Raw genomic sequence first — 26,067 nt, forward strand, 5'->3', positions numbered from 1 at the left:
ATTGTGTCTGGTTGCGGTTTCCGCTGCGCGAATTCAGGCGAACGATAACTTGCCGAGTTCGTATGCGCCGGGGATTGTTCACATGAGAGACCTCGGTCATCTCCAACCGAACGGAGCCCCCGAAGGTCGCGTTCGGATCTCTGATCGAAGTCAAAGTAATGTGAATCCGGTCCGGCGACAGCCATTCCCTTCGGATGCTGAGACAACCGTTGATTCCGTTCATCTCATTGAGATTTCACCAACACCCAATGAAGCCGGACTGTTCTCGTCTGACCTGAATGGTCAAGTTGCCCCAGACGAAGCAGAGACTTTCTTCGATCGCCAATTCGAGACGCATCACGCGGAATGGGTTCCATATCTTCCTGATTTGGAACCTGCTGACGAATCCCACTTTCTTCACTGTGCTGAGCTGTTCCCGGACTTTTTAACCAAGTTCAACAAACCACTGGCGAAACTCAGTGAGACCGTCACCTGCAGCGAACATGATACCGTTCACACGGAGCTGGTCTCTTACCCAATCGGCTTGCAAGAGATTCCGGAACGCCCCAATCTACTCATCGAGTTGAACGAGAGTTTCCTCGCGCCCGGGCAACTGAATCAAGGCATTGAGTTGCCAACGGGAGCCGTCTGGCGACCATCACTGTGGGTTTTCGGTACTTATCGAACCGGATTCAACTACCTTGAACGTACCGAATCTTCAGATGTCGTTGAGATCGCGCAGCGACTCGATTTGTTTGCTCAGTTGAATTTGTCCGGAACCGAACGTGTGTTACTTGGCCTGCGACCAGTTGATGAAGAAACGAGTTCCGGTCGTCGATTCTTGTCTTATGACTTTCAGGATGGGAAGGTCATAGACGGATGGAATGCCGATATTCAAACGTTGTTCTTCGAAGGCGATTTCGGGGAACTTTTCCCTCGTCTTGATCCCCACGATCGTCATCGTTTCGACATCGGATTCTCAGTCGGTCGGCAGCCAATGTCCTTCCAGCAGGGACTACTCATCAACGAAGATCGAGTTGACGCTGTGACAGCCACGCGGAATACCATCTCCGGCAACCGTCTTCTGAATCTGCGAATGACTGGTGTTTATGTCTGGGACGAAATCCACCGAAACAACAATCAGCTCGATTCTGACGCACAGTTAGTCGGACTATTTACGGAAAGTGACTTTGCTCTGTCGACGATCAATGCGGACATCGCGTACCTACATTCGCAATCGTCGTTTGGCAGCCAGTTAGCGTTTGGCCTGAGTGCGATTCAACGGCTCCATGGATTCCACAACACATATAACACTTCTGTTCATGTGTTGGGTTCGATACCAACTGACGGAGAAACGTCTGCATCCGGTCGCGGAGTCTTACTTTTCTCTCAAACCTCGTGGACGCCACACCATACTGTCGATTTAATTTATCTCAATGGGTTCTGGGCGATTGATCAATTCACTTCGCCAATGCGAGGCACACTCGCGGGAGGTCCACTCGGGCAGACAGGAATCCTCTTCGCCGCTCCTGGGCTGGGACGGTTTGGAGCACCTTTGAGCAATCAAGCGAGCGATGTTGTTGGAGGCAGCCTTGGGTATCAACTCTTCTTCGATCACACGAAGCAGCAGATCATCTTCGAAGTCGGTGGACGCCAACCGACGAACAATGTCGCAGCTGAATTCGGATTCGGAACACGCTATCAAAAAGCATTGGACCAACACTGGATCTTGGTGATCGACGGCTTTGCTTCGAAGCAGGTCGGCCAACACTGGACACCTGGAGCACGAATTGAACTCCTGGCTAAATTCTAAATCGCTGAGATCGGAATTCGAAGTCGATGTCCACGTATCGAGATAGTGTTCTCGGTCGTCAGACTTGAATGAAAGCATCCTTGGTCTGCTTCTCGCCGTCCCCGAGGGCAACGTCGTTGAAGTGGGTATCAATCAGTTCTTTCCACACCTTCGACTTGTCACGCTGATCTTCGACGATCTGAAGACAGGTTTGCTCATCGACGTGTTCTGGAACTCTTAGAATCTGAATCAACCGATTCTGATCATCGAACGCCATTTGGACGCCTCCCGTCTCAGACCACGCACCGTTGAGTGTCAGGGCAAGCTTAAGTAGCTTGGGACTCGTATCCTCCGGAAGTTCACCAATCACCGACAGAAACGTGAGCATTCCCAGTTGTTCTTCGAAATGCACAAAAATCTTGTCGTAGTCATCGAATGCGATCACCCATTCCGACTCTGATCGCTGAATCACGAAAGTGACATATTCCAAGAATTGACCCACCTCTCGAAGGCGGCAAGTAATATTTTCTCTGCGGTTCATAACGTGTTACTACATGTACGAAATTGAAACAGGCAAGAAGTCGGCACCGGATTCACCGATGCTGTTCCAGAACTTCAAAGCGAGAAAGAAGAGTTGCGGGTGAACTGGCCACCACAATCTTAAGTCGAAGGTCAGACTTTCCAATCAACATTGAGCTTATCAATGACGGTGGACAGGTAGGTCTTATCGACTTGAAGACGGTCTGCCAGTTCGTCGATCGACTCCGCTGGCGCCTGGTTCTTTTGCTGGTCGACAAGTGTTCTCACATCGTTTTTCAGGCGATCGACCGTGTTCTCAAGTTTCTGGTTGCACATGAAACCAGCAGCCAGGACCGCCGAGTTATTGACACACGTCATAATCTGAGAAGCGTCTTCCAACTCGGTATGCTCCTCAGGTAAGTAAGCTCTGAGACCTTCGACACACCGAATGATCTGTGGGAGAGGCGAACTTTTCTGCCCCTCGTCAGACAATTGTTCTTGTATACTGTCTGAATGAGACGCTCCGATCTCGGAAAGTTGTTGGAGAAACGTTCCATCGCTCTCACGACGATTGAAGAACTGCGAGTCAATCTCTTTCATCCGCTCACATTTTTCGACAGCGTCCGCGAGATCACTGACTGTTTGCTGTGGAGTGCTTTCCAACCCAACAAGTGATTTTCCAAGTTTCTCAACCGAGTTTGAATATTCTTCACGTCGACTCAAACCATTGCCGATGCCATCCAGATTCAATTGAAGTTTCGGGAGTGGCGTTTCGTCCGGAACATAAAGTCCTAGCGGCTTATCAAGATCCGAGTCATCTTCGACGATCGATTCTTTTTTCACGACTGTCCCGGACTCACTCAAAGACTCCGAGAGCGACCCCTTACGATTTAGATTACTCTCCTCAGGTGCGTTTTCATCGACCTCAGTTGTTGAGGGCTTCGGTGTCTCTTGGGTCTCGTCCCGAGTTTCAACTGATGAAGAATAGGTCCGATTCCGGACATCAATCGAGGAATCCCCATTCGAAGTTACCAGCGTCTCACCTAGTCCAACGCCATCCGTTAAGCCAGCGGTGTCATGTTTCTCATGACTGATTCTTTGAAAGTTATAGTTGTCGACGGCACTACCGAATTCGCTCACCTTGAGGCTGTTCTTGATTCTGAAACAGCACAGAAATGTGGAGTTCATCTTATCCGCAAGCTTCTCGCCTTCCTCTCCCAACAGGTCGCCAAGTCTTGCTCCGACCCGATCATTGCAGTAGTGAAACCGCGGCCAACGAGGCCAACTAAGCTTCTTGGCGAAGACTTTCCCTTCGTCTTCGCAGAAAACAATTTTGGCGTCTTTTCCGAAGACACTGTCAACGGTTGACATTGAATCCCGAAAGTCGTCAACGCTTTGCAGATTGATCTCAATTCGATTGTTCGATGCTGAATCGACAGTAGATTGCACCATTGCAGCAGCCTCCCGAAAACGGGCCGATCATGAGTGAGCCCTGTGGACCTGAGAAAACGTAGAGTTCATCGATACAGACGAATTGCTAGATCGTCAGTGAGATTTCACTGCGTCTCTCGTCGGGATCGAATTCTTCTTTCGATTTATCTATCAGGAACGAACACCAGCTGCATTTCTTGCGTGTGCAGATCGGAATTCGTACAGATTTTAAGGAGAGTGATCCCCGGCATCGCACTTCGCGGCGGGATCTTTTACATGCCGAGCGTCGATACTAAGACGATTTCCTTGACGGCAAGCTTCTTCTTCCACCTCCACCGGTGAAATCGGTTAAGAAGACCTCAGTCCTGGTCGATCTGCTTTCCAGTTGAGATCACTCGCTGTCGTCGACACGAATCTTGGCCAGGATGACTTTGTTGAATTCGCCAGATCGTTTTCCTCTGCTAACCCGACCTTCTCCGACCGTTACCCAAGCTTCATTCTCACTGACTTGGCAGACACCAGAGTTGCCAAGAGTGGCGTCGTTCTCAGGAACAAGGACTTGTTCGGTTGAACGGATTACGTGCAACTCTTCGGGGTCGCCTTCTGCAATAAAGAGCGGAGCACGATGTCGCATAATGTGGTCGTTGTCGGCCCCTTTGCGTGTGTAGACCAGAAACAGCCGATCTTCCAGCGTAACCCAATGCTGTTGAGTGTTGTAACTTCCAAGCAGAGTTCCATCGTCAAACGTCCACGGAATATGGTCCGTATAATCCAATCCGTCTCGGCTCTTCGAGACATAAGCACCGTCATCCGCACGCATGGTGAGAAAGAATTGATCACCTAACTGAACTGCAGACGGTTCATACAATCCTCGTCCAGTCGGAAGGGAATGTTCACTTCCATGTTCAAGATAGGTCAGTGTTGTCCCATCAAATCGACAGCGAACGACAGTTGTTGTCATGTTGCGTTTTGTCACATCCTTCAGGTAGCGAATGGGGAGAAGGACGTCACCGTTCGCCAGATCGACACGCTGGTTACAACCGGCATTGGCAGCACGTAAGGGACGACCTTCATGGTCAGTGTCGGGAAGTTCAAGGAATTTTAGCGGTCCACACTCCAGCGTCTCCGGGTCAATCACTGCGTAAGAAACCTTGGTCTTCACCCGGTCCTCACGAGTCCCGTCTTCAAAATCAAATGTTTTCCCTGTGATCAAGAACTTGTCTGTCGCAGCATGCCACTTTGGCCAAAGATCACCTGCAGAGATCTCATACCCGTCGTCGAGTTTGGTCCTCCGCAGCGACGGAATCGCCCGCGGCTTTGACCAATTCTCTCCATGGTCGGTGCTGACAGACAAAAAGATATCGTGAAAGTCATGCGTCTTCTCTTTTCCAGTGAGAGACATCGTTGTCAAACAAATGGGTGGCGTCCTGTCCGCATATCCAGTTCGTACCTGCAGCCAGTCCCACTTCTCGTTGCCATGAGCAATCACTGAACGTTCAACAGCCAGCGGAGCTTGGGCCAGCGATTCCGCAACCTCAGAATTGAGCATCAGCACAGAGACTAAAAGGAGCTTTCCAAAGTTATCGATGTACATAGTCGTCCGTTCTTGTCTCATGAAACTTTGGAGTTCGTTTATAGTGGTATGTGATTGCTCAGTGCGGGGCTTCCGAAAGAGGTTTAGGTCTCATGTTGGTTTAGAGCGTTAATCCCCACGGTTCCGTTGTGAAAAGCTTCTGGTTTCAAAACGGACCTTGCGATTTTGCACGACACAAAAACTCAATCGAGTATTGTGACACTTCGAAATCATGCCCTTTTGATCCATTCGTTCCAAGTCTTACAGAAAACACCCGGTTTTTCCATCAGTGCCGTCTCCAATACTCTATCAGACACTCCTTCGTGCAAAACTCTTCAAGTCCGAATCGTGCTGCTGGGGTAGGGCATTGACGGCGATACTGCACAGTGAAGTCTTGCTTTGTCTTGATCGTTCGCTCCGCTCTTTGAATGACCAGACAAGCCCTCCAAATTGGCCCCGTAAATTACATGCAGGGACAGTTCCCAGTATGTCAGCAACATTCCTGACTCAAAGCAATCACCATGGCGAGCGGTTGCAGATTTGCCATCTTCCTCTCGTGCTGCCGCGTAACTAGCTCGATCCCTGGACCAAGAAAATTGATTCTCAAGAATCACTTCGTAAACATATCATCTCGCCATTCAAGAGAGTCGAAGCACGTGACCAGACGCTGTTGACTCAACGGCTTTCGAAGTGAGTCTCACTGATTTCATGACTTCGTCTCGATGAATTGCGTCGCTGATCAGGCATTCGCCGTGTCCAGCAGAATCCAATGATTCATTCGCCAGCTTGACGCTGCCTCCGAAGAAATCCAATTGACCGTTAATCGTCGCAATCGTGACGTCGCCGCGGTGAATAACTACTCGTGAAATTCCGCATTTCGTCGGATTCAGCTGGAGAGCAGCTGTGATAGCCGCGAAAGAGTCCGGAAAGGTAGCGAGTCCCCGCTGGCCCATCGTTTTGAGGACTTTGGCACCGAATTCGCGCACGTCACTTTCGAATCGTCGAAACGATTCCTGAGTGCGTTCTGCCTGTGCCAAGTCATCTGAGGACTCATCATCGGAGGAGAACTCGAAGATCATGAAAGTCAGATCTGGAATTGTCGCGGGCCGGTCGATACCGACGACCTGTCTTGGAAACAACTGTCGAAACAGCGGAAATCCTGTTGCTTCGATCGCACTGATCGACCGATGTTGCCTGAGTCTTCGCTCAAGTCGGACCTGCACATCACGCTCGAATTGATTCTCAATCGTCAAGAGTTGCTCACCTGCAGAGAGAATCCGAATGTCGTCTTTGAAGCTGTTTGTAAGTGCGAGTTCCAGGTGAGACTCTCGACAAGTCTCTCGCACGGAGATATCGACGTTTTGGGACGTCTGTCGAATGCGAAGCGAATATTCTCCGGACTTCAATTGGAGAGGGACTTCAGCTTTCTCACCAGCAATGAGGCGAAGTTGAACGACGATATGCGGCGAGTGGGCAGGGCCACCAAGGCAGTAAGAGCGAAAGTCCGCTGTTCGAATTTCGGAATTCACTGAGAAATTCATTTCAACCCGATGAGCCAAGTCGGTGGGAAACTCGGCATCACAGACTTCGCAACGCCCAGAGTCTTCGACGTGCTCCAAGGAATCACGACGAGCAACTGGAACGCGGCAATGAGGGCAGTGGATTTCCCACTGTAAGTCGAGCAAACCGTCGTGTGCTGCGTACAGACAGACATCAATCAACTCGTCCTCCGGATAGCCCCACGACTCGGCAAGATCCAATGGACGAATTCGGGCAATTTCCGGGTCGGTAGCCTGCTCCAGAAAGTCAGCAAGTTTGAAGACAAGTTCTCGACTGATCGGACGCTCTGACAATTTCAGAATCGCTTGGTCCAGCGAGATTTTTGAACGTCGGGACAATCGAGGTGCGGATTCAAACGCATCCGCGACAGAGCAACTTCGACGACGATTCTCAAGAAAGCCATCGATGCGATTGTACACCGCAGAAAAGGCTCGTCTTGTAATCCATCCAACTTGAATCCAGGCGAGAACTCTCCCAGCGACGCCGTTCGGCTGGACATGAATTCTTTGCCGCAACTCTGTTCCAGTGCCAGCTGCGGGCCTCAATTCTACGTCGCTGTAGATCCAGTCAAAAGGTCCGTGTGCGAACTCTCGCAAAATCGACATCCGGTGGTTTTCGATCCACTCGAATGGATGTTCGATCCATGACATCTTGAACCCGGCGAAACGGACGTTTCCAACCTGAGTGACGTCTCCATTTTGAGCGACGCTCGAAGAAAACTCGACGGGCGGGAGCCCCACGGCGCGGTTGATTCGCGGAGTATCTGAAATATATCGCCACAGTTGGGAAGGTGACGATTTCAATTTGCAGGAGATTTCGTAGCACATCGCGATCCGCAGATCACGGAGCGGAAGTCGCGGGAAAGTCCCGATTCTGATCGGCTCTCCTCGCAACAGTAAATTAACATCTTCGAGCATGTCGCTCGCGTCGACGTACCTGTGCTCCGGCCGCTTCGACATGGCCTTCATGACCAATTGGCTGAAGCCTTCACTGACCTTGGAATCACCCATCGTCAGCGGAGGTGGATCAACGCGTCGGTGCAAGTCGATCAGATCGATGAGATCGATGAGATCGTCCGATTCGAACGGAGGACGTCCGCTGACCATGTGATACAGCACAGCTCCGAGTGAATAAATGTCTGCTGCAGGAGTGACCTCTGACTGACTTCGCGACTGCTCTGGGGCCATATAGTATGGCGTTCCAACGAGCACCTGAGACGTCGTTAAATCATGATCTTCAGAGGCAATCATTTGGCGAGCGGTACCCAGATCAGTCAGCTTCACAGATACATTTTGATCCTTGTCGGTAAGTTGGTCGAGACGATCCGACATAATCATGACGTTGCCAGGTTTGACATCGCGATGAATGATCTTGCGTGTGTGGAGGTCTGATAGTCCAGAACAGATCTGCGAGGCAATCAGCAACGCTGTCCGCTCAGGCAGGGGACCGGAATGTTTTAAGTGCCAGGATAGACTGTTCCCCGACACAAACTCCATAACGATGTAGTGAATGCCCTGATCCTCGTTCACCTCAACCATTCGAGTGACGTAGGGACTCTTCACTTCGCCCAGCAGTCTGGCTTCTTTAAGAAATCGAGCCACACGTTCCGGTCGGGCCATCAGATGAATATTGATAACTTTGACGGCAAATGTTTGCCCCGATTTCCCATGAACAGCACGGTAAACAGACCCCATTCCACCAACGCCAACTCGTTCGATGAGTTGGTAGTCTCCGAGAAACTGCCCCTCCAGCGGTCCCGTTGTGGGAGTAGGATTTCCGACGTGTCCGGTCCGCAGCGCTTGCACAGCAGTCGACTCGAATTCGCACTCGTCGTACCAGCTTGGAGCCGGATCGAGTTCAACCTCGGAATCGTGTTGTGGATTTGAGCTACTCACAGCATGTTGGCTTTCGTCGAGTCTTGAGACCAAACTTATTAAGAATCGATTATCATGAGCTGTGGAGAGAAAAAACAACCGGAGCCTGCAATGCAGGTCGCAGGACTCCGGTTGGGTTCAAATATCGGGAATAAAGATCAGTGCTCAGCCTGATTGGATCAGCAATGAGCCGTTCCGTTAGAAGCTTCCGAATACTCCAATCTTGCTGCGACGATCAACATCCGTGTCTCCATTCAGACCTTCAAACAGATCGTCCGAACGACCGCTTGCATCATTCCTCTTAATCTTCGATCGTTCCAGGGTCAGATCACCATCGTTGAAGACTCCGCCGCCTCTGCCGTCGACAGCCACATTCCGTTGGATCTTAGTCTTTGAAACTTCGACATCCCCACCATCACGAACGAAGAGGCCGCCGCCGTTGTCCTGAGCGTAGTTCCGCATAATCTTCGATTGAATGATGCTGACCACTCCTCCGTTCACGAACACGCCTCCACCGTCTCCGTTGGTCCAGTTTCCATCAATCTTTGACTTGATGACAGTCATGTTGCCGCCATTCTGAGCCCACAAACCACCACCCTCATTCTCAGCGAAGTTGTCAACCACTTTGGTTTTCTCAATCAACACGTCGGCTGAACCAGTCGCGTGAAATGCTCCACCGTTACCCGGATTTCCGAGTGCACGATTTCCCTGGAGCGAGCTCTTGTTGATTTCGACATCACCATCGATCACTTCGATTCCGCCGCCAGCGCGATTCGCGTCATTTGACTTAATCGATGATCGTTCAATGGAGACCGCTCCATCGGTTGAGAAGATTCCGCCGCCGCTGCCAGACGTTCCATTCGCAACGTTGTAAGCAACCGTCGATTTGACGACGTTCAGGGTTCCGCCGTTATTGAAGATTCCACCACCGCCGTTGTCCGCGCTGTTTCCTGAGGCGATATTGCCTTCAACTTTAGAGTTGTAAACCGTCATCGTGCTGCCAACCTGGTTCCACAATCCGCCTCCCTCGCTGGAAGCAAAGTTGCCGACAACATCGCTGCGATTAATCAGTACGTCGGCAATTCCGGTTACGTGCAGTCCACCACCATTTCCTGGGTTGCTCGAGACGGAGTTGTCTGTCAGCCAGCTGCGCTCAAACGTCAGTTGACCGTCGACAATTTCGATTCCCCCACCAGCGCGAACAGCATCATTCCCCGAAATCGTTGACTTCGTAACGGTCACCTCACCATCAGTCGAGAAGATTCCGCCACCGCTTCCGGATACCCCATCAGCCAAATTGTTGGTGATTGAGGACTTCGTGATGCTCACGGTCCCACCGTTGTTGAAGATGCCGCCTCCTCCATCATCGGCAGCGTCACCAGACGCAATGTTGCCATCGATTTCAGTTCCGTAAATCGACATCAGCCCGGTGCCATTCCAAAGTCCACCACCTTCGCGCGCAGCAAAGTTTCCATTGACGGTTCCACCTTTGATTGAAACGTTTCCTGACCCGGTGACGTGCAAGCCACCGCCGTTTCCAGGTGCGCTACCAACGCCGTTGTTGTCCAGGTTGACGTCAGTCAAAGCGATTGCGTCTTGTGAATTGGATTGATCCTCAATCCCACCGCCGGCTCGAACTGCCGTGTTGAAACTGATAAGTGACTCATTGGCTGAAATGGTTCCGCCAATGACATTGAGGATACCTCCTCCACTCCCTGCTGCCCCATCTGCGACGTTGTTGGTAATCGATGAATTGAGGATTTCCACCGCCCCACCATTGTTGAAGATCCCTCCACCACCATCATCGGCGGCAGCACCCGATGCGACGTTGCCGTCGATCTCCGTGCCTTCGATCGTCATCAGCCCAGTGCCGTTCCACAATCCGCCACCTTCACGGGCAGCAAAGTTCCCATTGACGGTGCCTCCGCTGATGAAGACTCCACCCGATCCTGTGATGTGCAATCCTCCTCCATTCCCCGGAGCCGTTCCGCCCAGTGCATCGTTGTTGTCGAGATTGACATCAACCAGGGTCACTGCGTCCGCTTCATTCGACTGGTCTTCAATTCCGCCGCCCGCACGAACAGCAGAGTTCGAGCTGATCACGGAGTTCGCGATGAAAACCGTTCCAGACAGGTTGAAGATCGCACCGCCACTCCCAGCGGTTCCCGAAGCAGTATTTCCTGTCAGAACAGAATCGAGAATCCCCAGTCGACTGCCATTGTTGTAGATCGCTCCACCATCCTCAGCATCTCCCCCCGTCAATTCGAGCCCAGCCAGAGTCACCTCGTCGGTTGTTTCAATCGTGAAGATCCGACTGTTCCCGGCAGCGTCGATCGAGACTCCGGAAATGCCACCATCGATAACCAGATCCTCTGTGATCACAAGATCGCCGTTCAACAGGACCAGATTGTCGACCCCATCGAAGACAATATCGTCTGCTCCCTCTGACTCGTTGGCAGCTGTCACAGCTTCACGAAGGGAAGTCAGTCCGTCGTTCGAGTCGACCACATCAAGGTCTGTATTGACGGTGAATGTCGTGAGCATCACGCGATCTTCAAACGTTTCCGTTCGAGAAATCGATCCACGGCGCCGTCGGCGCGAGCCCAGAAAAACGTTGAGGAGTTGAAAGCCTGATCGTGAAAGGGAAATCATAAATATGTCTCGCAACAGGGAAAACAGAATGGGATCCGTACGAAGTCGTTTGTAAAAACGAGGGGAAGGCGGGATCGGGGACGGAGTTGCGCCCTCCAAAAAACTGCAGGGCAACAACCTCAAGTGGGGCATTCTTCAGATGTAATCCGCCACCGATCCCAAACTCCCCCCACGCGGTTCCACCGCGCTGTCGCGACGAAATAAACCCGTCTCAATTCCCTACGCAGCGACCAGAGGCCTGTGACATCGAATCGTAAGAAAAAGTTCAAAATCGCGAAGCCGCGTAAAATGCGAAACATGGCGTAAGATTTGCTGGTCAAAGATTTATGAGAAATTTGTGTCTCTTTGACGTCGGAATCCGTATTCTGAGAGAAAAGTCCCTTGCAGGAGCGGGAAGATTGGTTGATCAATGGTCCAGTTGAACGAATTGACGACACATTGGACCGAATTGGTCGCTTCGAATTCCGACTCCAGAGAGCTCGCGAACGAAGCTCAAAATCTCGTCCTCGTCCGCTACGCGAATGCGGTCTTTGAATACCTTTTGATGAGAGTGCGAGATCCACATCTTGCGAACGATTTAACGCAAGAATTTGCATTCAGATTCCTACGGGGCGATTTCAGTTCCGCTTCACCAGAAAAGGGTCGATTCCGCAACTTCCTCAAGACTTCTCTCACGAACCTCATCAGAGACAATCACCGGCGTCAAAAAACTCACCGGAAACAGTTTGAGTCCATGTCGGCAGAGCTCTCGCGAAGCCAAACCTCAGGACAGGAATTGGATGAGTTCGATCGGATCCTGCGTAAAGAAATCATCCGCCGAACGTGGGCTGCGCTCGAACGATTAGACGACGCAAACAGTTCCACGTTGACCCGAATCCTGAAGTTCCGCGCTCAACACCCCGACCTCACTTCGGCGGAGACATCGCAGCGACTCAGCGACCTATCCGCTGAGCCGATGACTCCAGAAGCTGTCCGGCAGAACCTCGTCAGGGGCAGACAACTCTTCGCCAACCTGCTCAAACAAGAAGTCGCGTTTCTGGTCGAAAGCACCGATCCACAAGAAATCGAAATGGAACTCCGAGAACTCGGCCTACTCAAATACTGCGATTGAGAACGACCGTACCCATCAACCCATTTCCCACGGTCTAAGAAGCTGCCTCCGATTCCGCAGACCGAAATCGGTTTCCTTCTACTTTTCCAATTCTCACAGAACTCGAGATTCTCCAAGGTTCGATTTCGCTTTCACTTGGACCGACCATCGCACAGAGTCAGTTTTCGCTCACTGGTGAGGGGATAAATCTAAAGAGTGATGTACGAAAGTAACCTCATGCAGAGTTGCATGCCCGTTTTTCAGTCTTCTGCCATGGGTGAGTTGATTTCATTTGCGGAAAGGAGTTTCTGACTCGTATCAAACCGCTAACATCAAAAATGACGAACTCAGTTCGAAACTCTCAACGCTTCAACTGTTGATTCATATGCGACTCGGAATCCGTGAGAATAGCAATTCCGTCCGTCGTGCTCCCTGTCTTGTTGGGCCGCCGTCATCGCGGCCTCATCGAAAGGGAGAATTGACATGTGAGTTCCTCCTCGAACCACACAACGTTCAACTCACTTGCCAATCAACGAAAAACGGGATCTGAATTAACCTCTCATCAGATCTGGAGAACTTCGATCATTGTTAGAAAAATCCTGAGGATCGACGCTGAGGAGGACGTGTCGTATTCAACCCATCGTTCTCAGTTCTTGCACGCTGGTTGTCGCGGGTTTCGCCAGCTGTTTCGTAAGCATTGGCGAGAATCGTGAGGAGTGTGGTTTCGAGTCGTTCTCCCGTGCGAAGGCGGTTTTCAAAGTGCTCGATGACGTAAGCATGTTCGCCTCCACCAGCCATGATATTTAAAGCCCAGGCTTCTCGTTCTTCATCAAAGTATTTTCTCCTCGAGATTCTTTCTCTGCTGACTGACGGCCCGAAAGAAATTCTGTGCTTCTCAAACAATTCACGGACAATCGTTGCGGCCTCCTCGTTGTCTGGTGTGTACTGAGCAACGCGAATCAGGAATTCGGTTTGCACGACCGGGTTTGTCGAATTCGTAGCGAGTTGTCGAATCGCATCGACGTCGCCCGGCTTTAATTCGCTTAACAAAGATTGCAGCGGAAAGTTGTCGAGAGGATGTTTCTCGAAACTCAAATCCGCAGCTTCGGCGAGATATCGAACACGCAGTTCTCCTGCAGCCCAATGCAGAAATCGCAGAAACAAACTGGACTTTGATTTCGCATCCGGCGTGAGTTGCAGTGCCTGCTGGGCATAATCATCAGCTGTGTCGAACTGGTTGTGAAACGCAAAGCGGCCGGCCAGATCTGCGTAAATTTCAACGAGAGCGTCCGTCGTCTCCTGTTGATGAAGCCTTATGTAATCATTCGCACGTTGTGTTGCCTCAACGAAATTGCCAGACTCGAGCAGAAGATCGATTCGTTGCAGTCTACGGGGATCGGTCTCTTGAGAGGAATCACTGAGAATGGTTTCAAGCAGTTCCAGAGCCTCCTGAGGTCGCTGGAGATTTTGAGCCAGTCGCACCATGGCCTCTTGCATTGCCAGACTCCGCGAGTCCGCTGGTGTAGAGAGCAGCAGTTTCAAAATTTCTCGATCTTTCCATCCCTGGAAATTGGATATCGTCACCAGATTGATCAAGTTGCTGGCATCAGAAGTGAGGACGTTTTGGATCGCTTGACGTTGCCTCGTGACGCGATTCGGAATTTGGTCAGATTGATACTCGCAGCACCATGCGAAAAGAAAGTTTAGCAATGGTTGCCGGGGAGCTGCTTTCAGTTGGGTTTCCAGAAGCAGGGCTGCTGCCGAGTAGTCGTAGGCCAAAAGACGCTGGCGGATTTCTTCAAAGACTCCGGTTTCGACGTTGGTCCGATCAACAAACAGCATGTCCTCGTCGACGACGTCAAGATCGTCAATCGAGAGGTCGGCATCGGTTTCGTTGCCGATCCATTGAGCAAGTACGTTTCCCTGAGAGTCTTTCGCCGTAATCGTGACGACTTCGTCTTTGATCGCGACATGTAGTCCGTAAAGCAACTCGTCGGCCACGAAGGCTTCCCAGGACAGGAGGCGTCCCAGTTCTTTCTTTGAGAACGTCATCTCCACTGCGATTGCGGAGGACTTGCGATGTCTCAGATGAAGTGTCCGAGCTTCTTCCGTCTCTTTCTTGACTGTCACCTCGTATTGAGCAGCGAGCTCCTCATTGCTGCGGTGCGGTTGCCAGGGCAGGAGACTGTCCGCCATTAGTCGAATCGCCTCTCCCCATTGACCGTGTTCGGCGATTGTCAGATTGTGGTATGAAATGGTCCCTAAGTTGCCTTCTGAACGCGCTTCCAGATCGGGCAGATGCAGCCGCACACGACCATCATTCCAGGCAATTTCGATTTCCTCAGAATCTCTGTCGACTCGCTGCCAGGATTGGGCGGACGGACCGACTTGGCGCACCTCGAGCATCTTCAATTCGTGCTCTGTTGCCTCAGCATCATCCAATGCAGGCAGGACGGGAAGCGTTGTCAATGTGACGCCTGAACTCCACTGCAGGTCGACCGGCAATGGCTGGCCGTTTTTCAGCAGTTCGATTTGATAGCGATTCAGCAACATCCCTCGTCTCAATGACGTGAGAAGTTGATCGACTTCCTCGTGCGCCGATTGAGTTTGATTCACCAATAGTGAAAGCGACGGCTGATGAAGAAGAAGCGTGCCACCTTCGCCATGAACATCCATCCATGGACCGTTTGTGTAAAGCAGCATCGTTAGAACTTCTGACGCATCCCAGCCACGAGGAGTGGCCTCGGTGATGAGAGGCAGTTCCAAAGATCTGACTTGCCGGCCCGCCACAGGGATCTTGCGAAGTTGGGCAAGGAATTCACGAAGCTCGTCGTGGACTTTCTCGGTATTGCGCACTACGAAAAGATTCCCTGCGCTGAAATAGTCGATCTCGCCACCTTCTCCGTCCATACTCACCCATGGGCCGGAAGTCTGATCGAGGATCAGCTCGATACTGGAATCAAAATTCAGAACAGCTCCCGTCAACATTGAGTAAGGTGACACAACCCACTCCAGATCGAGATCGCTTTCGATTGGATCATTCCCAGCCTGTGCAGTAGCCGAGTCCTCGGTCGTTCCTGCATCTTCGCCCGTATAAAACGAGTCATCGGTCCCGGAGCCGAAACCACTGATTCCAATTTCCTCGCCTTCAACTCCCGACTCGCCGTGGCCGCTCCCTAATCCTCCAAGGCCACCGTAACCTCCAAGGTTAACCCCGCCGTAGCCACCACCGTAGCCACCACCGTAGCCACCACCGTAGCCGCCACCAAATCCACCGCCGCCGCCAAATCCACCGCCGCCGCCAAATCCACCGCCGCCGCCAAATCCACCGCCGCCGCCAAATCCACCACCGCCAAATCCACCACCGCCAAATCCACCGCCGCCACCGCCATACCCACCAAAGGCTCCTGGTCGCTTCCAGCCGAAACGATTATGCGTTTGAGCCATGTCGTAAACGACGCCCACTCCGGAATGAACCTCCATTCTCTCATGATCATCTGCTGCAAAGCGTGTCGTGATGATGACGGTTTCGCGATCAACTTCGATCTCCAAATCAGCCTGCTCCAGGGCAAGTTCGGCAAGGGTTCTGATTGGAATATTCTTAAGTGCCGGGATTTCCAGTTGATCGCCAGTACCAATTCCCTCGGAACTGAGTTCCAACGTGTCCAGAATCACATTCTCAGCGAGTTGATCCCGCAGCCAGTCTGCAAATTCCGAGACCTTCATCGAGCCAGATTCGACTGAGGTTGCTTTGTCGAGTTTCGCCCTCACGCGATTGGCAAACTGATTGTCGGCGTCCAGATACGGATTCGAGAGTAACCCTGGATGCGGAAGTTGGTCCGTCCGGACAAGATCGATCACTGAATAGCTCTTCGACTGAAACTCCTCCTCAGCCTTAAAATGCGTTGTGATTTCGAGATAGTGCGGGTGCGTCAAGAAAGTCAATTCGAGACCTTGGACTCCCGACACACGATGATTAAGGAGATTGCGCAACGAGATTTCGTGAATACCAGCAAATGAGATTTTGTCAGCCTCACTGATCCCTTCATTCGACAGCTCTGCTCGATCGATGATCACGTTCATTCCTGTCTCCTTAATCAGGAAATCTTTGAATTCTGCCAGTGTGATCGGTTCCTGAGGTGGCCGAACTCGCTGCATCATCATGTCAACGTGCGGATGAAGCTTGCGAAATTGATCGCTGACTCCACCGGCTCCCACCAGAAACGGGAAGAATTCGCCAGTCGGGAAATTCACCTGATGATTAAGGTCGAATTGACCACGTTGTAATCCGAGATCGACCAAAGCCTTAATCCGATCGAGTCGCGGCGATAGTTCCTGCAGGAGCTGTTTCGCTTCTTCCTGCTGCTGGGCAGTTCCGGACTGCACAACCACGAGGAGATTGCTCTGAGCAAGTGTCGGTCTATTACTTGCGATCGCTTTGCGGGCCGCCTGCAAGAATCGTTCAGCGTTGATTCGCGTAGGCTTTGATTCTGACACATCATTCTTTGGTGTACTTGTTGAACGCTCCTCTGGCGGTGTCTTCAGTAGATTGAGTACACGCTGCGGATAAGGCAGGGAAACGATCGCCTGAGCCGGTTTCCAGTAGCGCTGACGAATAGTGCGATTGATCCCCCAGCGGGCATAGTCTCGTTCACTTTCCAATACAAGAAACGCAGTGTGACGCGTCATCAGACTCCAGCGCTGAGAAAGTCGAATTGATTGCTTGCGCAATTCGTCGGGATCGTCAATGTGCAGGTTTTCCAGCTTGCGTTGAGCCCATAATCGGCCGGTGAAGACTGAAGCGTAACCATCCGTTTCCTGATCGACATCAAACTCGTAACTTTTCTCGACTCCACCAACGGAAAGGTTCAAGCGAATGCGACTTTGTGGCTCTGATGCTCCATAGATGTAGAAAGACTTCCCTGGAACCCAATAGGGATCGGAAAACAATTCTGCAGCCTTCGAACTGGATTCATCTTCGTCGTTATCGATCAGCTTGACATTCTCAACAAGGACCGCTGAAGGAAACCCGGATTGCAGCCATGTATGCAAAGAAGCGAGATCGATCTTGGATGTCGAATTAAATACTCGGCCACCTGTTTTTGCGATCGCTTTCGGCACATGAAACCGTGGTGAGTCGACAGGGGGTGGAGTCAAAATCGCAGAGAACGCGACCTCTTCTTTTTTTAGATCGTCGATATTGGGCGTCAACCATTCGTTTTCCTCCAACCCCTCGCCGCTACTGACCCCGTCACCAACGTAGATCATATGGACTCGACGTTCTGGGTCGCGATGATGCAATATGTATTGCAAGGCTTTAGAAACACCAGTCCTCAAATAACTCGATCCGAGACTCACCTCGCGACCAAACTCCGCCATCGCTTCCTTCAAACTCTGCGAATTCTTCTCCTGCCACGTATTCGTCAGCATTCGCAAATCGATATCGATACACCCCAATTGCACTCGGTCCTCATCTCGAAGATCCCTAAGGATCGTCTGCACAGCAGCACGATGGCTGGTTAATGTCCCGGCACTCATCGAGGTATCGACGAGAATCAGCACATCGGTGGGTGAGTCATCTTGAGCAACAGCAGGCAACTCCGTTTGGGGGAGTGCCGCCAGAAAATACATCTGCTGTTTACCAGCATCGGTGCTGACATACGCATCCACACCCGGAGCGGGCTCCACGGGAGTTTGAAAACTCATGTGAAAGGAAGGAGGTGGGTTTAAGTGTTGTTGTTCAAACTGAAAACGGACGGCATTGGTGACCGGATCGGATGTGACCTCAAGATCGGGATGTGATTGACTGGTCAGAGAGTCTGCTGCAACCGGACTAGAAATCTCTCCCTGAATCTTGAGATCCCAAACAGGATTCAGGTCCGACAGCAGCGGGAGTTCGAAGTGGTACTGGTCTTCAATTTCTTCAAGTGGAACGGTGAAGTCCAGCAGGATTCGCTTGGTGTCGCGCTCGAAGATGGGAAAGACACGAACACGAAACAGATTGTCTCCGATCTGCTCGAGGATAGCGGGGTCACGACGTCGATTAACGATCGAAGTGTAAACGTTGTCCGCCTTCGTGCGATCGATCAGCTCTCCTTCAATGAGTTGATCGTCAGTCACATACATCGCAAACCGAGAGACCGATGCACCGGGTGGCAAATTGAAGACAAACGTTCCCTCAGATTGTCTCCCCAAGGGATTGAAAAATGACTGATCAATTTGCACCAACGCCACAGGAGCCTGCACGACGACATTCACGTGATACCGACCAATCTCCAGGCGAGTCCACTCGTTCGAGATAGGGTCTTCCACAACCAGTTGCCCGAGTCCTTGCCCCGCATTGACCTGCGCCCAGGATTCAGAGGGAATCAAAACCGTGAGGATCAAAGCGGAAACAATTCGCGTCATGACGTCACCCTGAATAAAGAATCCCGAAACGACCATTGTTTGGACAAGCGGTTCTCGATGTCAAACGCTGATTAACCAGGACTGTCATCTAAAAAATGCCAATACTCTGACGATATCCCTCTGATATGAATGAAAGAGTGGCATTTGGGGAGAAAAGCGGCTCCCCTAACTGCTGTGGGAATTCCCAACCACTTCCTTTCAGCAGAAGAACCGCAGCGACGATAGACCCTGGAATCGATCAGCATGGACGTCAGCTCACCATCTCGCTTCGCAACGATGTTGAAGACGACATTCAGGCCCAGCAGGTTTCGACAAACTCGGAAAAGGTGCAATCGTTCTTTGACAAATTCACTCGCGACCGCGTTCGCGACGGAGAATCGCTCGTCGCGGTGGTGGAAGTCTCCGGATTCAATGACTGGCTGATTCGAATGCTCAAGAACTATCGCTGCCGAAAGGTGTTCCTGATTCAGCTTGAAGAACGTAAGAAACGAATGAATGCGAAACGACAACGTCACCACCATTCCAAGCTGTCGCAGACGAGACTTTCGACAGACCGAGTGAGTCGAGTCATTGCGATGATTGGGAAAGAAGCGGGAGTTCTGGTTCAGCGAGCAGACTCAGGCAAGCGAGAAAAGTTTGCCAGTGCTCATGACCTCAGAAAGGGTTGTGCTCTGCGGCTCATCAATGCCGGTGCGTCCGCAGAAACACTAAAGATTGTGATGCGGCACAAGGATTTTGCAACAACGGAAAAACACTACGGAGCATTCCGTTCTGCCCAATCCGCTGCAACCGAGCTCAATGAGAAGCTTTCCACCCTTGAATCCACTCCATTAGTGGGGGGAATTGAAAAAGCTCCCCAACTGTCTGCTGAGGAGCTTTTGAAGCTAAAGTCTTTGCTGAATTCACTTTAGTGAAGTACACCCCAGAGGATTCGAACCTCTAACCTCCGGTTCCGTAGACCGGTGCTCTATCCAATTGAGCTAGGGGTGCTTGGGAGGGGAACTTAACGACTTTTTGACGTGTCCGCAATCCAATATGTGGTTTGATTTTGGTCAGTTTTCGTGATGGATCTGGGCCATATCGATTGGTTGCTGGGGTAGAGCGGTATTGGCTTGAGTCAGCTGGCTTACTCTTTGGTCTCGGCTGGGACGGGAATCAGTTCGACTGTGACTTCTGTGCCGACTTCTGGAATCCTGTCTGAGTAGGGTTCGAAGGAGCGGCCGACTGCGTCGCTTGCGGTGCTTTCGATGTTGACGTCAATCATGGCGTCAGAAAAGTTCGCGACGCAAATCACGCTTCCGGCTTCTGCCTGGTAGTAGAGTTCTCCGTCGTCCAGCTTGGTGAAACCACTTCCTGCGAAGATGAATTTGGCTTTCATCTGTCGGGCCTGGCTTGAATCGAAAATCGATTTGATGGCCTGCTGATATTCTTCATTGTCGCTGTGGCTGAGGAATTCGTCTCGTTTGCTTTCGGACATTGTTCCGAACCAGAGGAGAAGTTTGTTCATCGAGTCATAGCGAAGAGAATCGTCTCCGACATCGACAGGAACTCCGGAGGGGAGGTTCGCGAGCGGAGCTTCGAAATAGCGATACGTGGCATAACGGACCCACTTCTGAGCGGCAACACGATGCTCCTTGCCTTCTTTGTCGGTCCAGTTGACGAAGATGTCGATGACCTGACCTTGAGGTGGCTTGAATTCGGGGCGGAATTGGACCGGCTTTCCTGGAACCGCTCCCAACCCGAGCAAACCAGCATGGATCAGTGAGGCAGGGGCGTCGATCGTCAAAATTGACTCGTGTTCTTTCGTTTGCTTCGTACACAACAGCATCTCCAGCAAACCTTCTCGCAAGCAGACCGTGGTCTTCAACAGAAGCCGATTGTTCGGCTTGTCGATCAAAACCGTTTCCGATTTGTTGAGTGGGCGAGGAGATTCGGCCGGTTGTTTCGGTTCATCCTGGGACCAGACTGATGCCGAGGAGAGCAGGCAGAACAGGCACGCTAAGAAAATCTTCATTGGTGAATGATTCATCGTTCATGAAGCTTGCTTGGGGACACGGTTGAAAGAGTCTCATCGGAAATTGTTCAAAACGATCTGCGATTTGGATAGGGGAAAGCGGTCGGTCGCAGAGATTCTTGTGAAGAAAGTTTTTGATGCGTTGCACTGGCTTTGAGCTCATCGGTTGCGAATCAGGGTTCATCGAGCGGGCAGGGGTCTGATACGATCTCTCGCTGAATCATCGATGTAAGACGTGATTCTTCGCTGAAACAAGCGAACCCTCTCTACTTCGACAGTCTCAGCTTCTCAAACTTTCGCGAGAATACCGATCTGAACAATTAGCTGCGTGCGACTCAATGAGCGAGCTTTCGATTACTTCCAGAATCAAGATTCCGTTAGCGGAGATCGAATTTCGTTACGCGCGCAGTTCGGGTCCGGGCGGTCAGAATGTCAACAAAGTCAATTCGCAAGCGCAACTCTTTTGGAACGCGAAAGCGAATGAAACTCTTCCTCCAGATGTCCTCAAAAGACTCCTGGTGCGCGAGAGAAATCGAATTACAGAAGAGGGCGTGCTGCGAATCAACAGCCAACAGTTTCGTGATCAGGAAAGAAATCGACGAGACTGTTTGAACCGGTTGCGACAAATGGTCGTTGAGTCGTTAGCACCCGCCAAGAAACGTAAGCCATCTCGTCTTCCGAAGTGGGCTAAAGAAAAACGTCTGCGAGAGAAGAAGAAACGCTCAGATCGGAAACGGATGCGTCGGCCGCCGAATGAGGATTAATGCGGGTCGAACGTGCGAGTGAACTCACTGCAGTTGCGGGACTTTTCTCAGACAGTCTGCTCGTGTACTTCGTGGAAACCACTTCAAAAACTGTTCGCAATTTTGCAAGAATCACCGAAATCAACCCGTTGAAAACTCTTGGAGAGATGACGGCAACTTGACAGGAATTGGCGTGACGAACCGAGACCGAAAATGGTACACTCTGCAGAGAATTGTGGGTTTTCAACTTTGAAAAGTAAGTTTCGGCAGAGCGTGTTCCTGTCGAAGTGAAACAGCACTCCACCCTCACTTCAATAACCATTGACGACACTTATGGCGGAATCGATCCCAGTCAACTCTCTGCCAGGTATTCAAGAACGGTCCGTGCGCGCGAGAGAAAGCGTTGTTTTCTTTCGCAGCTACGCGTTCTACAGCCCCGCTGGGAAGTGTTGGCATCTCGAGATCCACGGCAAGATTTATGCCCCCACGCGTCGTCATATTCGAAAGACGGTGTTGCTGCACCTCTTCAAACGGGTAGTGAAACCGGAGAAAGATGCCCAGATCCATCGGCTCTTCCGTGATCGTGCCGATCTTTTTCTGAACGTCAGTAAAGCCAACATCTCTGTCCCGATCGCAATTGCTGAACAAGCTTTCGTCTTGCCAAAGTCGACGCCAGACGGGCACTTTCGGACCACGGTGACCGTCTCACAAACGGAACTCGAGCCATCAATTCAAGTCGATGAATTCGGTCGACGATTTGTGCAGCTTTGCGTGCATCTGCCTGAAGATGATGATCGGTTCTTCGCTGGCGAAGTCGAACTGATTGCTCCCGAGGGGGTCTCTGTCATCTCGGATATCGATGACACGATCAAAGTCACCAACGTAGCTGATCGTCGCGAATTGCTTGCAAATACGTTTACTCGTGAGTTCCAAGCCGTTCCGGGGATGCCGGAAACCTATCAGCGACTTGCTTCTCTCGGGACGAGTTTTCATTACGTTTCCTCAAGTCCGTGGCCGCTTTATGATCCTCTTGTGTCGTGGCTGGACAAAGATTCGTTCCCAGCTGGGAGCTTGCACTTAAGAAATGTTCGCCTCAGCGAGTTGCGACGAAACTGGAAACGCCAGGCGGCATACGAATCGAAGCGAAAAACAATTGAGTCGCTGCTTCGCAGCTTTCCCGCACGTCAATTCGTACTGTGTGGCGACTCGGGAGAACGCGACGCTGAACTCTATGCAGAGATCGCCGAACGATTCAGAGATCAGGTCTCACACGTCGCGATCCGTTACCTCAGCGACGGATATCATCGTTACAGCCGCGCTGAGATTGCTTCGAGGTTTTCCAACCTCAGCTCTGACCGGTGGTCAATCTTCGAATCTCCTGACGAACTTAACTGGACCAATTCAGTCGGTCAGGTTGCCGTCGGTTGAGATGCTGAACCTAGATCTCTTGCTCAACTGAGTTCTGCGGGTATGGCAGGGAAGGGAAGCGACACTTCTCTCGTCAAAACTTCCGACTATCGTTCTTCGAGACGATAGGGGACGAAAGGTGCCACGAGAACGACTGGCTTCCCGGACTCGTCCTGTCGAATGCTGTGAGTGAGCTTGGCCTGCCTTACAACGGATGCCAGAACGACAGCCCAGGCTGTCTGCTTTTGAGGGTAAGAGACCAGTGAAGCTGCGGGGTCGATGCTCTTCTCTTCACATGCTGGCAGATCGATCACGATCGGCACTTTGGTCTGTGAGGCGATTGCGGCCAGCACTTCGGAAAGCGGTCGGCTTTCGAAACCGGTCCGTACAAATTCAAACAAAGCGGGTGCGATCTGATTGCGAGGAGTGATGTCATCCACTTTCCATCCGATCGGCCAGCCATTGCTCAGCTCTTTTTTAGGACGAACTGATAGCTGCAGCGTTCCATCGGGAGTTCGCAACGGCATGAATCCCAAATCGAAGTCATTCAGCAAGCCTGCGAGAGCTGTCCCGAGTGTGAGACCTGCGAACTCCTGCTTCACAATCTGATCTTGGACGGAATCAAACTGCTTCTGTGCCTTCGGATCAACTACCAGCGGAACGTCTTTGGCGAATGGAAAACTCGCGATGGCGTCTTGAAATGGCTTATCGAGAGTTGCCGACTCGACCGGCTGGGACAGTTGCTTCAAGACTTGTTCGAACTGCGTTTGATTTAATCCCCAAAGCTTCTTTCCCTCTGGTGCACCTTGTGCTCCATAGACGATCAGTTCATCGAGCCAGGCTTTGAGTTTGTCGGACTCGCCAACTTTGAAGACAACGTCAGGGAAATAGAGTTGACCATCTCGATCCATCGCACCGATGAGACGAACGACTCTCAGCGAGCCTCGATCAGTTTCTTTGATCGATGGCTCTTCGTTTCCAACCGGCCGTGAGATCCGAACACTATGGCCAAGCTTTTCGAAAACTCTTCCCCATTCCTGGGCTCTGACGATGTCGGTGGAGTTACGCGGGAGAAGAATGTCGATGGAGAGTATCGTCTGATCTCTCGGAGTCTGCGCGTGAACATGGGGCAATTGCATTCCCCAGAAGAAGCTCAAGAAGATCCCGAAAGCGAGGAGTTGTTTCACTGAAGTCATGGGTCCGTCCACTGGCAAGTGTTTCTCAAATCATAGGACTGTGCTGCTCACCATCACAAGAGCGATCCATATCTCTTCAAGTCCTCAGCTCTTCGCTGGCGTGTCTTTTAGAGATGCGTTCTATCCAACTGCTTCTCAATCGACTCAAGACTCACGAATTCTCCCTGACCGGCTCCCGGGCAGACCCTTTTGGTTTCTTCCCATTTTTCAGGCGTATCGATATTCACTCGCCAGAAGGGCCATGTCTGACACTGAGCTGGTCGAACAGGATAAATTTGGCAGCCGCGTTTCTCTCCATCAAAGAAGATACAGTCTCCATTGGCGTACTCGCGAAGCGACACAATTCCTCGAGCGGGACGTGTGTAGAGAAGACGGATTTCACCGACAGGCTTGTCGAGATATTCGGCAATTGCCTCAACTTCTTTGTCAGTCACCCAGACATATCCCGGTGTCCCCGTGCAGCAGTTTCCACACTGCGAACACGAAAACTGAAGGCCGTCCTGATACCAAACTTCATCACTCATCGATCTACGCACCCACGACTTGTTTGATTGTCCTGTTCATTAATAAATGCCTCGTGTGAAGCGGGCTCAAATTCGAAATTCTCTTCTTGCATTCGATCACAAATCAGGATGCAACTCGGTCAACGATTCCCAGATCTTCCAGATGACGGCGGATGGTCTGCTGCTTTTCTGCAGGCATCTGATAGAGCGGTTCACACATCCGGTCGCTGCAGATTCCTCGAATGCCAAGCGCCGTTTTGATTCCGGTCAAGTATGAAGTCGGAGGTGCCCCCACTTCGTAAAGCTTGCGTGAAAGTCGCATCACCTGTTGCTGCAGCCGAAGCACTTCACGAAGGTCACCAGTCACCGCAGCTTCATAGAGACTGACATACAACTCAGGAACCAGATTCGCACCGCCGGAGATACCGCCGTCTCCGCCCATGAGCACAGATTGTCCCATAAGTTCTTCTGGGCCCATCAGTGCGACGAAGTCTTCGCGTTCCTGCTTCAACTCGACGAGTTTGTTGAAGTATTGCATGTTCCCGGAGCTGTCTTTGACGCCGAGAAAATTCGGTAGCTGCAGCAAATCGCGTAAGGTGTCGATCTCGTAGCTGACCTTTGTGTGACTGGGCATGTTGTACAGCAAGAATGGAATCGAAACTTCGCTTGCGAATTCGGTCACATAGCGTTTCAAATCGTCTTGGTGCATTGGGAAGTAATAAGGAGTCGCCAACACAACCGCGTTCGCTCCGCATTCCGCAGCGTAGTTGGAAAACTCAATCGATTCCGACAGCGACGTGTCTGTCACTCCCACCAGCATTGGGACTCTGGAGCCAATCTGATCGGCCGCGACTTTCAAAAACTCTCGCTGAGTCGCATGACTCAAACTCGGAGCTTCCCCGCTTGTCCCGAGGACGAACAACCCGTGAACGTTCCCGGCAATGACATGATCGATCAAACGATGTGTTCCAGCGATGTCAATTTCATCACGTGACAGCAACGGAGTGATCAGCGGGGGAAGAATTCCTCGAAATGAAATCGACTCTGTCGACATAGCTTATGGCTCAGGCTGAAGGATTGCGTATTTCTCGAACTGTGTCAGCGATTCTCTCACTCCAACACAGTGAATGATCGGATTGATTGGTCCAAGCGAATTACCGGACAGTGTGATTCCCTGAAGGCGTCATCTCAAGTCTTTCCAATCGAAAGGGACAAGGGAATCGAGATTCGATTGAGGAGTGAAGTTGAGACAACTTTTCTAAGCCAACAATGTAATCGCTGAGCCCTCGATTGGAAGGATCTGGTGCGGATTCCATAACTTTGTTG

15 protein-coding genes and 1 tRNA gene are annotated in these 26,067 nt (G+C 51.4%); 5 read left to right on the forward strand and 11 right to left on the reverse strand.

Annotation, left to right across the window (positions count from 1 at the left end):
• Positions 1 to 82 precede the first annotated feature (82 nt).
• Positions 83 to 1,792 (forward strand): hypothetical protein, encoded by a 1,710-nt coding sequence (locus AB1L42_RS01655; RefSeq protein WP_367050477.1) that lies wholly within the window; start codon positions 83 to 85, stop codon positions 1,790 to 1,792.
• Between the two features lie 58 nt (positions 1,793 to 1,850).
• Here the strand turns inward: AB1L42_RS01655 and AB1L42_RS01660 are convergent, their stop codons facing one another.
• The 5 genes from AB1L42_RS01660 to AB1L42_RS01680 all read right to left on the reverse strand — a co-directional run bounded on the left by AB1L42_RS01660 (position 1,851) and on the right by AB1L42_RS01680 (position 11,380).
• Positions 1,851 to 2,312 carry a type III secretion system chaperone gene (locus tag AB1L42_RS01660; RefSeq protein WP_367050479.1) on the reverse strand — a complete coding sequence of 154 codons (462 nt, stop codon included), beginning with the start codon at positions 2,310 to 2,312 and terminating at the stop codon, positions 1,851 to 1,853.
• 131 nt (positions 2,313 to 2,443) lie between these two features.
• Entirely contained in the window at positions 2,444 to 3,742 is a 1,299-nt protein-coding gene (locus AB1L42_RS01665) for a hypothetical protein (protein ID WP_367050481.1), read from the reverse strand.
• Positions 3,743 to 4,112: 370 nt separating this feature from the next.
• Positions 4,113 to 5,315: an exo-alpha-sialidase gene (locus AB1L42_RS01670; RefSeq protein WP_367050483.1), complete on the reverse strand. Its 1,203-nt coding sequence runs from the start codon at positions 5,313 to 5,315 to the stop codon at positions 4,113 to 4,115.
• Positions 5,316 to 5,932: 617 nt separating this feature from the next.
• A complete protein-coding gene (locus tag AB1L42_RS01675) occupies positions 5,933 to 8,749 on the reverse strand; it encodes a protein kinase (RefSeq protein ID WP_367050485.1) in 2,817 nt (938 codons plus the stop codon).
• A gap of 177 nt (positions 8,750 to 8,926) precedes the next feature.
• The gene (locus AB1L42_RS01680; protein WP_367050487.1) at positions 8,927 to 11,380 is read right to left on the reverse strand and encodes a CSLREA domain-containing protein; all 2,454 of its coding nucleotides are present in this window, start codon (positions 11,378 to 11,380) and stop codon (positions 8,927 to 8,929) included.
• Positions 11,381 to 11,789: 409 nt separating this feature from the next.
• Between AB1L42_RS01680 and AB1L42_RS01685 the strand changes: the two genes are divergently transcribed.
• Entirely contained in the window at positions 11,790 to 12,491 is a 702-nt protein-coding gene (locus AB1L42_RS01685) for a sigma-70 family RNA polymerase sigma factor (RefSeq protein WP_367050489.1), read from the forward strand.
• 567 nt (positions 12,492 to 13,058) lie between these two features.
• Here the strand turns inward: AB1L42_RS01685 and AB1L42_RS01690 are convergent.
• On the reverse strand, positions 13,059 to 18,878 hold the full coding sequence (locus AB1L42_RS01690) for a VIT domain-containing protein (protein WP_367050491.1): 5,820 nt from the start codon (positions 18,876 to 18,878) through the stop codon (positions 13,059 to 13,061).
• Positions 18,879 to 19,015: 137 nt separating this feature from the next.
• On the opposite strand from AB1L42_RS01690, the gene AB1L42_RS01695 reads away from it, so the two are divergent.
• Positions 19,016 to 19,789 carry a site-specific integrase gene (locus tag AB1L42_RS01695; protein ID WP_367050493.1) on the forward strand — a complete coding sequence of 258 codons (774 nt, stop codon included), beginning with the start codon at positions 19,016 to 19,018 and terminating at the stop codon, positions 19,787 to 19,789.
• Between the two features lie 5 nt (positions 19,790 to 19,794).
• On the opposite strand, the gene AB1L42_RS01700 is transcribed toward AB1L42_RS01695, so the two are convergent.
• Positions 19,795 to 19,868: transfer RNA gene (locus AB1L42_RS01700), tRNA-Arg, on the reverse strand.
• A gap of 136 nt (positions 19,869 to 20,004) precedes the next feature.
• Complete coding sequence (locus AB1L42_RS01705) at positions 20,005 to 20,892, reverse strand: YdjY domain-containing protein (protein WP_367050496.1); 888 nt, start codon at positions 20,890 to 20,892, stop codon at positions 20,005 to 20,007.
• 338 nt (positions 20,893 to 21,230) lie between these two features.
• On the opposite strand from AB1L42_RS01705, the gene arfB reads away from it, so the two are divergent.
• Both arfB and AB1L42_RS01715 read left to right on the forward strand, forming a co-directional pair.
• Positions 21,231 to 21,656, forward strand: coding sequence for an alternative ribosome rescue aminoacyl-tRNA hydrolase ArfB (arfB, locus tag AB1L42_RS01710; protein ID WP_367050498.1), 426 nt, complete (start codon positions 21,231 to 21,233; stop codon positions 21,654 to 21,656).
• Positions 21,657 to 21,968: 312 nt separating this feature from the next.
• Complete coding sequence (locus AB1L42_RS01715) at positions 21,969 to 23,063, forward strand: phosphatase domain-containing protein (RefSeq protein ID WP_367050500.1); 1,095 nt, start codon at positions 21,969 to 21,971, stop codon at positions 23,061 to 23,063.
• Positions 23,064 to 23,149: 86 nt separating this feature from the next.
• On the opposite strand, the gene AB1L42_RS01720 is transcribed toward AB1L42_RS01715, so the two are convergent.
• The 3 genes from AB1L42_RS01720 to AB1L42_RS01730 form a co-directional block, all read right to left on the reverse strand.
• Positions 23,150 to 24,238, reverse strand: coding sequence for a hypothetical protein (locus AB1L42_RS01720; RefSeq protein ID WP_367050502.1), 1,089 nt, complete (start codon positions 24,236 to 24,238; stop codon positions 23,150 to 23,152).
• A gap of 107 nt (positions 24,239 to 24,345) precedes the next feature.
• Complete coding sequence (locus tag AB1L42_RS01725; RefSeq protein ID WP_367050504.1) at positions 24,346 to 24,762, reverse strand: YkgJ family cysteine cluster protein; 417 nt, start codon at positions 24,760 to 24,762, stop codon at positions 24,346 to 24,348.
• Between the two features lie 103 nt (positions 24,763 to 24,865).
• Entirely contained in the window at positions 24,866 to 25,795 is a 930-nt protein-coding gene (locus AB1L42_RS01730; RefSeq protein ID WP_367050506.1) for a dihydrodipicolinate synthase family protein, read from the reverse strand.
• Between the last annotated feature and the right edge of the window lie 272 nt (positions 25,796 to 26,067).

Origin of the sequence: Thalassoglobus sp. JC818, assembly GCF_040717535.1 — a bacterium.
Classification (GTDB): Bacteria; Planctomycetota; Planctomycetia; order Planctomycetales; family Planctomycetaceae; genus Thalassoglobus.

Coding starts and splice junctions, on each gene's coding strand:
- AB1L42_RS01660 (WP_367050479.1), bottom strand. CDS start 2,312: ATGAACCGCAGAGAAAATATTACTTGCCGCCTTCGAGAGGTGGGTCAA.
- AB1L42_RS01685 (WP_367050489.1), top strand. CDS start 11,790: ATGGTCCAGTTGAACGAATTGACGACACATTGGACCGAATTGGTCGCT.
- AB1L42_RS01725 (WP_367050504.1), bottom strand. CDS start 24,762: ATGAGTGATGAAGTTTGGTATCAGGACGGCCTTCAGTTTTCGTGTTCG.
- AB1L42_RS01690 (WP_367050491.1), bottom strand. CDS start 18,878: ATGACGCGAATTGTTTCCGCTTTGATCCTCACGGTTTTGATTCCCTCT.
- AB1L42_RS01705 (WP_367050496.1), bottom strand. CDS start 20,892: ATGAAGATTTTCTTAGCGTGCCTGTTCTGCCTGCTCTCCTCGGCATCA.
- AB1L42_RS01680 (WP_367050487.1), bottom strand. CDS start 11,380: ATGATTTCCCTTTCACGATCAGGCTTTCAACTCCTCAACGTTTTTCTG.
- AB1L42_RS01655 (WP_367050477.1), top strand. CDS start 83: ATGAGAGACCTCGGTCATCTCCAACCGAACGGAGCCCCCGAAGGTCGC.
- arfB (WP_367050498.1), top strand. CDS start 21,231: ATGAGCGAGCTTTCGATTACTTCCAGAATCAAGATTCCGTTAGCGGAG.
- AB1L42_RS01720 (WP_367050502.1), bottom strand. CDS start 24,238: ATGACTTCAGTGAAACAACTCCTCGCTTTCGGGATCTTCTTGAGCTTC.
- AB1L42_RS01715 (WP_367050500.1), top strand. CDS start 21,969: ATGGCGGAATCGATCCCAGTCAACTCTCTGCCAGGTATTCAAGAACGG.
- AB1L42_RS01670 (WP_367050483.1), bottom strand. CDS start 5,315: ATGTACATCGATAACTTTGGAAAGCTCCTTTTAGTCTCTGTGCTGATG.
- AB1L42_RS01730 (WP_367050506.1), bottom strand. CDS start 25,795: ATGTCGACAGAGTCGATTTCATTTCGAGGAATTCTTCCCCCGCTGATC.
- AB1L42_RS01665 (WP_367050481.1), bottom strand. CDS start 3,742: ATGGTGCAATCTACTGTCGATTCAGCATCGAACAATCGAATTGAGATC.